The sequence below is a fragment of the Salmonella sp. SAL04196 genome (assembly GCF_046550835.1).
GTDB lineage: Bacteria > Pseudomonadota > Gammaproteobacteria > Enterobacterales > Enterobacteriaceae > Salmonella > Salmonella enterica.
This window is the reverse complement of the sequence record NZ_JBGDXE010000002.1, coordinates 646,897-656,273: the sequence shown is the minus strand read 5'-3', so window position 1 is coordinate 656,273 and position 9,377 is coordinate 646,897. Positions and strand designations below refer to the sequence as shown.

Here is a 9,377-nt window from a genome sequence, read left to right as displayed (position 1 = left end):
ATTTTTCGTCCGAGGACGTCAAGAATCCGTATCTTCGAGTGCCCACACAGATTGTCTGATAAATTGTTAAAGAGCAGGTGCGACGCGGCTTTCAGCTCACCGTCGCGAGGTGGCGTATATTACGCCTTCCTCTTTTTGAGTCAAGCCTTTATTTTCGCTTTCCTCACAGACTTCTTAACGAAGCCTTTCTGACCAGGCGGCCTGTATGCCGTTGTTCCGTGTCAGTGGTGGCGCATTATAGGGAGTTATTAGAGCCTGACAAGACCTAAATGCAAAAAAAAGCTCAACCGTTCACTTTTCAAACAACATTTGAACCAAAAGCCTATTTTCGCCTGGTTTTTAAACAAAAACGAGCCCGTCAGGGCCCGTTTTATTCAAATTTGTGACTTACTGCACTGCCACAATACGATCATCATTGGCTTCAAGGCGAATCACTTTGCCAGGAACCAGTTCACCAGACAGGATTTGCTGCGCCAGTGGGTTTTCGATCTGCTGTTGAATAGCACGTTTTAACGGACGCGCCCCGTAGACCGGATCGTAACCGTTGGCGCTCAACAGTTTCAGCGCCTCGTCGGAGATATGGATTTCATAACCACGTTCTTCCAGACGTTTGTACAGACGCTGCAGCTGGATCTGAGCAATAGAAGCGATGTGTTGTTCACCTAACGGATGGAATACCACAACTTCATCAATACGGTTGATAAATTCCGGACGGAAGTTTTGGCTAACCACACCCAGCACCATCTCTTTCATTCGACCGTAATCCAGTTCGCCAAAGCGCTCCTGAATGAGATCGGAACCGAGGTTAGAAGTCATAATGACCACCGTATTACGGAAGTCGACCGTTCTCCCCTGCCCGTCAGTCAGTCGACCGTCGTCCAGCACCTGCAACAGAATGTTGAATACATCCGGATGCGCTTTTTCCACTTCATCCAACAAGATGACGGAATAAGGGCGACGGCGCACCGCTTCCGTCAAATAACCGCCTTCTTCATAGCCGACATATCCCGGAGGCGCCCCGACCAAACGAGACACGGAGTGTTTCTCCATAAACTCAGACATGTCGATACGCACCATCGCGTCGTCGCTGTCAAACATAAAGTTAGCCAGCGCTTTACACAGTTCGGTTTTACCGACCCCCGTCGGCCCAAGGAACAAGAAGGAACCAATCGGACGATTCGGATCGGACAGCCCCGCGCGGCTACGACGTATGGCGTTCGATACTGCTTCAACGGCTTCATTCTGCCCGATCACACGGCTGTGTAACTCTTGTTCCATACGCAACAGTTTTTCACGTTCGCCTTCCAGCATTCTGGCAACCGGAATGCCGGTCCAGCGCGCCAGCACTTCGGCAATTTCCGCATCCGTTACTTTGTTACGTAACAGACGCATGGTTTTACCTTCCGACTGGGTCGCGGCTTCCAACTGTTTTTCCAGCTCCGGAATTTTGCCGTACTGCAGTTCAGACATTCGCGCCAGGTCGCCAACGCGACGCGCCTGCTCGATGGCGATCTTCGCCTGCTCCAGCTCCGCTTTAATAGTTTGCGTACCAGAGAGCGACGCTTTTTCCGCTTTCCACTCTTCTTCCAGCTCAGAGTACTGGCGCTCTTTATCGTCCAGTTCTTCATTCAGCATATCGAGACGTTTTTTACTCGCCTCGTCAGACTCTTTCATCAACGCCTGCTGTTCCAGTTTGAGCTGAATAATGCGGCGGTCGAGCCTGTCCAGCTCCTCCGGCTTAGAGTCAATCTGCATACGAATGCTGGATGCCGCTTCATCGATGAGGTCGATAGCTTTATCCGGCAACTGACGGTCGGCGATATAGCGGTGAGACAATGTTGCCGCCGCCACAATCGCCGGGTCAGTGATCTGCACATGGTGGTGCAGCTCGTAACGTTCTTTCAGGCCACGCAGAATAGCAATGGTGTCTTCCACTGAAGGTTCTGCGACAAACACTTTTTGAAAACGACGTTCCAGCGCCGCGTCTTTTTCAATGTACTGACGGTATTCATCCAGCGTGGTGGCGCCCACACAGTGCAGTTCACCACGCGCCAGCGCCGGTTTCAGCATATTCCCGGCGTCCATTGCGCCATCGGCCTTACCTGCGCCAACCATGGTGTGCAGCTCATCGATAAACAGGATGACGTTGCCTTCCTGTTTTACGAGGTCGTTCAGCACGCCTTTCAGACGCTCTTCAAATTCGCCGCGATATTTCGCCCCGGCCACCAGCGCGCCCATATCCAGCGCCAGTACGCGGCGACCTTTTAAACCTTCAGGGACTTCACCATTAATAATGCGCTGCGCCAGCCCTTCAACAATTGCCGTTTTACCGACCCCTGGCTCACCGATTAACACTGGGTTGTTTTTAGTACGACGTTGCAGCACCTGAATGGTGCGGCGAATTTCTTCATCACGACCGATAACCGGATCGAGCTTGCCCTGTTCGGCGCGCTCGGTCAGATCGACGGTATATTTTTTCAAGGCCTGACGTTGGTCTTCAGCCCCTTGATCGTTCACGCTTTCACCTCCGCGCATCTGTTCAATTGCCTGAGTGATATTGGCCGTGGTCGCACCGGCTGATTTCAGCAGATCGGTTAACGTGCCGCGAGACTCAAGCGCCGCCAGAACAAACAGCTCTGACGAAATAAAATTGTCCCCCCGTTTTTGCGCCAGCTTGTCGCAAAGGTTCAGTACGCGTACCAGTTCCGAAGAAGGCTGTACGTCGCCGCCGGTGCCTTCCACCTGCGGTAAACGGCTCAGCGCCTGATCGATAGCGGTGCGCAACTGGCCAGCATTAATGCCGGCGGAGGTTAATAAAGGACGTATCGATCCCCCTTCCTGGTTCAGCAAGGCGCTCATTAAATGAAGAGGTTCGATGAATTGGTTGTCGTGCCCCAGCGCAAGCGACTGGGCATCGGCAAGAGCAAGCTGGAATTTGTTAGTAAGACGATCCAGACGCATAACTCCTCCCATAACAGGTCAAAATTGCTACTGGAGATTAAATGAGGTCATCCCTCAATTATTCAAGGTGAATGACCTGAATTATGTGAAAAGAAAGTTACCCGTACCGGATCGTCTTGATTCTTTAGGTTATATCAGCCAAATAAAACTTGCCATACGACCTGTCGTCTTGTCGCGACGATAAGAGAAGAAAGTCTCACTTTCGCTAAAGGTGCAGCGATCCCCGCCATAGACATGTTCAACGCCGGTATTCGCCAGACGTTGGCGTGCAAGCTGATAAATATCCGCCAGAAATTTTTCCCCGTGCGGCAAAAATGCGCTATCGGCTTGCGCATCTTTTGCTAAAAATGCGTCACGCACTTCCGGCCCCACTTCAAACGCGGTCGGGCCGATCGCCGGACCTAACCAGGCGATGATATTTTCTGGTTTGTCAGCAAAGCAGGTGACAGTTTCCTCCAGTACGCCTTCACATAATCCGCGCCAGCCCGCATGAGCCGCCGCCACTTCTGTTCCCTCACGGTTACAGAATAGCACAGGCAGGCAGTCTGCCGTCATTACCGCGCAGACGGTTCCTGGCGTATTGCTGTAAGACGCATCCGCACGTTTGGAGGCATAAGGTTCCCCGGTAAGCCTCAACACATTTTTACCGTGAACCTGTTCAAGCCAGACAGGTTTCGAAGGCAGATTGCCCGCCGCAAACAGACGCTTGCGGTTCTCTTCAACATGCTCCGGGTTATCGCCGCAATGCGCGCCCAGATTCAGCGAGTCGTAAGGCGGTAAACTCACCCCGCCAATACGGGTAGAACTACAGGCTGCGACGCCTTTCGGCAGCGGCCACTGCGGGACAATCAGTGCATTCATAACCAGTCCACATCATCTTTATGATCTTCGAAATCGGCGCGCATCGCATCGATAAGGTCCACCATATCTTGTGGAATCGGCGCGTGCCACTCCATTTCGATACCCGATACAGGATGGTAGAGACGCAGCATCGTTGCATGAAGCGCCTGGCGGTCAAACTTACGCAGCGTGGAAATAAACTCTTCCGATGCGCCTTTCGGTGGACGTGGACGACCACCGTAGACCTGATCGCCCACTAACGGATGCGTAATATGCGCCATATGCACGCGGATCTGGTGCGTACGCCCGGTCTCCAGACGCAACCTAAGACGCGTGTGCACACGGAAATGTTCCATAATGCGGTAGTGGGTCACCGCCGGTTTGCCCATAGGATGCACCGACATATGGGTACGTTTGGTCGGGTGACGACTGATGGGTTCATTCACCGTTCCTCCCGCCGTCATATGTCCGATCGCGACCGCTTCATATTCGCGGGTGATCTCGCGCAGCTGCAAAGACTCCACCAGGCGCGTTTGCGCCGGAACGGTTTTGGCCACCACCATCAGCCCCGTCGTGTCCTTATCCAGACGATGCACAATGCCCGCGCGCGGAACATCCGCAATCGGCGGATAATAATGTAGCAACGCGTTCAGTACCGTACCGTCCGGGTTACCCGCGCCAGGATGTACCACCAGATCGCGTGGTTTGTTGATAACCAGAATATCGTCATCTTCATAAACAATATCTAACGGGATATCCTGCGCTTCAAAACGAATCTCTTCGTCGATCTCCGCATCAATAGCCACCCGCTCGCCGCCTAACACTTTTTCTTTTGGCTTATCGCAAAGTTGACCATTGACCAACACGCGCTGATTCAAAATCCATTCTTTTATACGCGAACGTGAATAATCCGGGAACATTTCGGCCAAAGCCTGATCTAAGCGTTGACCGAGTTGGTTTTCGGAGACCGTTGCGGTGAGTTGTACTCGTTGTGCCATATACAGCTTCTTCGTTTAACGTTGGGTTTTACGGCTTTGCCGTTTAATATAGTGTGCTATTGTAGCTGGTCTTAACCGGGAGCAGGAACAGAGAATCTCCCGTAAAACATTTTGAGGAAAGTCAAAACGTCATGACGCGCATGAAATATCTGGTGGCAGCAGCCACGTTGAGCCTGTTTCTGGCGGGTTGCTCGGGTTCAAAGGAAGAGGTGCCCGATAATCCGCCGAATGAAATCTACGCGACTGCTCAGCAAAAGCTGCAGGACGGTAACTGGAAACAGGCAATAACGCAATTGGAAGCGTTAGATAATCGTTATCCATTCGGACCGTATTCTCAGCAGGTGCAGTTGGATCTTATCTACGCCTATTACAAAAACGCCGATTTGCCGCTAGCGCAGGCCGCCATCGATCGTTTTATGCGTCTTAATCCAACGCACCCTAATATTGACTATGTCATGTACATGCGCGGCCTGACGAACATGGCGCTGGATGATAGCGCGCTGCAAGGTTTCTTTGGCGTCGATCGCAGCGATCGCGATCCGCAACATGCTCGGGCGGCGTTCAATGACTTTTCGAAACTGGTACGCAGCTATCCTAATAGCCAGTACACCACCGATGCCACTAAGCGTCTGGTATTCCTGAAAGACCGTCTGGCGAAATATGAATATTCCGTCGCAGAGTACTATACCGCGCGCGGCGCATGGGTTGCGGTCGTAAACCGGGTAGAAGGTATGCTACGCAATTATCCTGATACGCAGGCCACGCGCGATGCGTTGCCGCTGATGGAAAACGCCTATCGTCAGATGCAGCTGAATGCGCAGGCTGACAAAGTCGCGAAAATTATTGCCGCTAACAGCAAAAACACCTGAAGCAATACCAACAAGCAAAACGGCAGCCTTCCGGCTGCCGTTTTTTTATTCGGTATCTGATGCAACAGAAATGATTTCACTGCAACGCATCCAGTCAAATATGGCCTGCTTTCAGGCATTCCTCAAGTAAAAGATCGCTTCTTCCTGCGATGCCTCACAAAAAGTTCGCCTTGACAAAAAGTGACAAAATAATGTGATTTACATCACACATTTTGACATTAAGAACGGTATGCTGGAATCACCAAGACGGGAAAGACAAGAGGTAAAATTTATGACAATGAACATTACCAGTAAACAAATGGAAATTACTCCGGCAATCCGCCAACATGTCGCAGACCGTCTCGCCAAACTGGAAAAATGGCAAACTCACCTGATTAATCCTCATATCATTCTGTCTAAAGAGCCACAGGGCTTTATTGCTGACGCCACCATTAATACACCGAACGGACATCTGGTCGCCAGCGCAAAACACGAAGATATGTATACCGCTATTAATGAATTGATCAACAAGCTGGAACGGCAGCTCAATAAAGTGCAGCACAAAGGCGAAGCCCGTCGTGCCACCGCATCGGTGAAAGATGCCAGCTTCGTCGAAGCAGAAGAAGAGTAGTCCCTTACATTGAGTGTATCGCCAACGCGCCTTCGGGCGCGTTTTATTTCACAGTATCTCACTGAAATAAAAGGATTTATTTCAACCAACGTCCACATATCGACCACATCGATAACAAAAAACCCCGAATCTGGGGTTTTTTCATATGGAGTCTAAAATGCAAGAGTTAGAAGGAGCACCACTACATCATTCAAAACTGGCCGGCGTTCGGCTTGCCTGCCCTCCTGAACTTTCAGCTTCAATACAAGATTACTTCAAAAGTAACGGGTTTGACGTTAGTAAAACTATTTGCTTTTCCAACAATGCACCGGATAGACTTAATCTCATCTTTGAAGTGGCCACTCAGGCAAGGAAGTTAGCAGGGGTTATTATGGGATTGCTAAACAGGAACGATGTTGAAATCGAATTGAATCTTTGTACCGGGGACTATGAACCTAAAATAGCAAAGGTTAAATTGCGCAGTCTGAAGGATGTTGAAGCGTGCGAACGTCTGATCGATAAACTGGCATCAGTGGTTGTTGCACCAAAGCAAGACAATAAATAAGGTTAAGAAAAAGGTCATATATAAGATAAAGCCTCGACTAATGAGGCTTTATCTTATTAGTTTAATTCTAATTAAATTGTAGTACGGACTTTACAAATCATCCCAGTCTATATTTATAAATTCACTCTCAACCATTCAATCCAATCCTTTTTTAATGAAGTCCATGATTGGCGACCAAAACTCAGAGTTGTGCTCGTTGAATAAATCTATCATACCCGCCCTAATAAACAACTCAGATGTAAAATCCAATTTATCACTTAATCTAGTAAAATAAACATGATGATCACATGCCGAATTCATTACACTTTCAACAGCCGCCTTGATTTTTTCAGCATCAAATCTTGTTAACAAACATCTTTGCCTTAAAACTGAAGCATGTTCTTCTATGTTTTTAGCAATATAATGATAGACTATAGCATCAGGATAGTCGTCCCCGATAAACATTGCATTTTCAGGCAATTCCTTAGTTCCCTGCCGTCCTTTAATATCGCCATCAACTAAGGCAATAGAAGGATAATTAATGGTAGGGTTCTCATTATGATATTGACTAACCTTAACAACACTAGGATATCCGCCAGCCGTATAAACTTTTATTGTTGAAGCTAATTTTGGAAGATATCTATCTATCGCATTCTCAACCCACTCTTTTGCAAAAGAATCTTCAACATATATAACCTTCGAATTTACCTTCTGCCCCGTAATAGCACGTAAACTTTCAATGCTTAGTTTACCATTCCAAACTTTTTTATTAATGGAGGCCCAAACGGCTTCTGGCTCAAGCTCATTCACTGCATCCTGTGAATGTGTTGTAAATATTATCTGCAGTTTTTTTCGCTTCGCGACATTTGTCAAATAATTAACAAACAATCTTACCGCGACAGGATGCAACCCATTCTCAATTTCTTCAACCAAGATAAGAGAATTATCGGTAGCATTTTCAATTCTATCAATAGTATCTATTATTGAGGCTTCACCTGCACCAAAATGGAACTGAGAATAACCAGAACCATTCAACGCCTTGCCTACAAACATTCTAGAAGTTGGATCATTCTTATTTATTACACATTTATAATCTTCTATTTTTTTATCCAAAACTGCAGTGCAATATTTTATTGTATCAGGATTAAGGTTTTTCACTTCAAATTGAATTGAATCACCAGATAAAAACTTATTGAATTTAGTTAGCTCACCAGCAGGGACTGTTCGTTGTATTTCTACATATACAACATTTCGCTCCGGAAAACTATCTCTACGCCATTTCATCTGTTTGAACTTTGCAGTTCTGTTAATGTTTTTATCTTTTGAAATAGGCTTATCAATCAATTCAAAACCAATCTCCCAATCACTCATTGAATCGTCGCCATAAAATGATTTAGGGAAAAATTTACTTGGCTTAACATTTTTATAAGCGAGGGCTACAGCACCTAATATCGTCGACTTCCCGCCGCCATTGGTACCAATAAGCGCAGTTACGGGGGTTTTAAACTCTACAATTTCCTCATCAAATCCCCTGACATTTTTTAGTGTTATACGTTTAACATATTGATTGAATTTATTATCCTGCACCTTATCCTTTTCTAACTTTAATTCTGCTGGAGATAATTTCATTTTAGTCCCTTAGTTTTAATCATAAAAAATTATAACCATACTATTAATACCATATGGATACTATATTTGTAGCCAGTATAAATATTAACAGAACTTACATCATTTTCTCTCTTACCAAGATATTAAATCCCCGTTAAAGAATAAAAACATCGCATAACATAATATTGGAAGCTCCCTCGGAAAACCGTCACAACCATCACACCTTACAAAAAGAAACCCTATCATAATGATTCTAAACAATAAATGTTGTGACGGTAAAACCATCACAAAACGTAACGCAAACCATCACACTCAATAAATTCAATGAGTTATAAAACAGAGTTGTGATGTTTTAATACCGTCACACTGTGATGCTTCTGTGATGCTCTTGTGATGGTTTTAAATATGCTTATTTATTATTAAATATCATATAGATAGATAATACTTTTAAATCTTGTGACGTTTGTGACGGTTTTCCGATGCCCCCCATCAAATTTTGAAAATGCCCAGATTGGTCAGAAATCCCCCTGATTTGTTGGTAGTTTTGTATATCTATCTGTTAGTGATTTGAGCACTGGAGCGTGTACGTTATTGCAGGTATGGCGATGGTTCAGGCTGTGCAAAGTATTTCAGTTCCGCATTTCACTGCCATTCCGCGCCAGAGCGCGTCATATAAGGTCTGGGCACTTCCCCGCCCTTACGTGATTCCGATGCGGTTGTTACGTAAAAAGTCACGTAATCGCTGTTAATCCCGCATGAAGTCCGGCACCGGCATTTTTCACCCACGGCCGGTAATCGCACAAAAACTGTAATCTTTGAAATCTGTTTCACACATTTCAGTTAGCGATCGGCCGTCAAACCTCCAGCATTGGCACGGTCTGGCGATGTGTTTTGTACCACCGGAAAAACTGAAATCATTCTCAACACGAAAACCGCAGGCGGGTGCGGTGTAGCGCCGTTTTCGTCAC

7 protein-coding genes are annotated in these 9,377 nt (G+C 46.9%); 3 read left to right on the top strand and 4 right to left on the bottom strand.

Going from position 1 to position 9,377, the window contains the following annotated elements; translation table 11 throughout:
• Positions 1–387 precede the first annotated feature (387 nt).
• The 3 genes from clpB to rluD all read right to left on the bottom strand — a co-directional run bounded on the left by clpB (position 388) and on the right by rluD (position 4,799).
• Positions 388–2,961 (bottom strand): ATP-dependent chaperone ClpB, encoded by a 2,574-nt coding sequence (clpB, locus tag ACLJPE_RS12705; RefSeq protein ID WP_023232932.1) that lies wholly within the window; start codon positions 2,959–2,961, stop codon positions 388–390.
• Positions 2,962–3,090: 129 nt separating this feature from the next.
• Positions 3,091–3,822, bottom strand: a complete 732-nt coding sequence (yfiH, locus tag ACLJPE_RS12700) for a purine nucleoside phosphorylase YfiH (RefSeq protein WP_000992639.1) — start codon at positions 3,820–3,822, stop codon at positions 3,091–3,093.
• Entirely contained in the window at positions 3,819–4,799 is a 981-nt protein-coding gene (rluD, locus tag ACLJPE_RS12695; protein WP_000079130.1) for a 23S rRNA pseudouridine(1911/1915/1917) synthase RluD, read from the bottom strand. The genes yfiH and rluD overlap by 4 nt, the downstream gene beginning before the upstream one ends.
• Before the next feature lie 131 nt (positions 4,800–4,930).
• Between rluD and bamD the strand changes: the two genes are divergently transcribed.
• The 3 genes from bamD to ACLJPE_RS12680 all read left to right on the top strand — a co-directional run bounded on the left by bamD (position 4,931) and on the right by ACLJPE_RS12680 (position 6,822).
• Complete coding sequence (bamD, locus tag ACLJPE_RS12690) at positions 4,931–5,668, top strand: outer membrane protein assembly factor BamD (protein ID WP_000197660.1); 738 nt, start codon at positions 4,931–4,933, stop codon at positions 5,666–5,668.
• Between the two features lie 271 nt (positions 5,669–5,939).
• The gene (raiA, locus tag ACLJPE_RS12685; RefSeq protein WP_000178449.1) at positions 5,940–6,278 is read left to right on the top strand and encodes a ribosome-associated translation inhibitor RaiA; all 339 of its coding nucleotides are present in this window, start codon (positions 5,940–5,942) and stop codon (positions 6,276–6,278) included.
• A gap of 157 nt (positions 6,279–6,435) precedes the next feature.
• A complete protein-coding gene (locus ACLJPE_RS12680; protein WP_001156921.1) occupies positions 6,436–6,822 on the top strand; it encodes a hypothetical protein in 387 nt (128 codons plus the stop codon).
• Between the two features lie 135 nt (positions 6,823–6,957).
• Here ACLJPE_RS12680 and ACLJPE_RS12675 read toward each other — a convergent pair whose 3' ends face one another.
• The gene (locus tag ACLJPE_RS12675) at positions 6,958–8,430 is read right to left on the bottom strand and encodes an ATP-dependent nuclease (RefSeq protein ID WP_000777801.1); all 1,473 of its coding nucleotides are present in this window, start codon (positions 8,428–8,430) and stop codon (positions 6,958–6,960) included.
• Positions 8,431–9,377: the final 947 nt, after the last annotated feature.

Excerpts from the sequence above, each read along its gene's own strand:
- bamD (WP_000197660.1), top strand. The coding sequence starts at position 4,931 with ATGACGCGCATGAAATATCTGGTGGCAGCAGCCACGTTGAGCCTGTTT.
- yfiH (WP_000992639.1), bottom strand. The coding sequence starts at position 3,822 with ATGAATGCACTGATTGTCCCGCAGTGGCCGCTGCCGAAAGGCGTCGCA.
- clpB (WP_023232932.1), bottom strand. The coding sequence starts at position 2,961 with ATGCGTCTGGATCGTCTTACTAACAAATTCCAGCTTGCTCTTGCCGAT.
- rluD (WP_000079130.1), bottom strand. The coding sequence starts at position 4,799 with ATGGCACAACGAGTACAACTCACCGCAACGGTCTCCGAAAACCAACTC.
- raiA (WP_000178449.1), top strand. The coding sequence starts at position 5,940 with ATGACAATGAACATTACCAGTAAACAAATGGAAATTACTCCGGCAATC.
- ACLJPE_RS12675 (WP_000777801.1), bottom strand. The coding sequence starts at position 8,430 with ATGAAATTATCTCCAGCAGAATTAAAGTTAGAAAAGGATAAGGTGCAG.
- ACLJPE_RS12680 (WP_001156921.1), top strand. The coding sequence starts at position 6,436 with ATGCAAGAGTTAGAAGGAGCACCACTACATCATTCAAAACTGGCCGGC.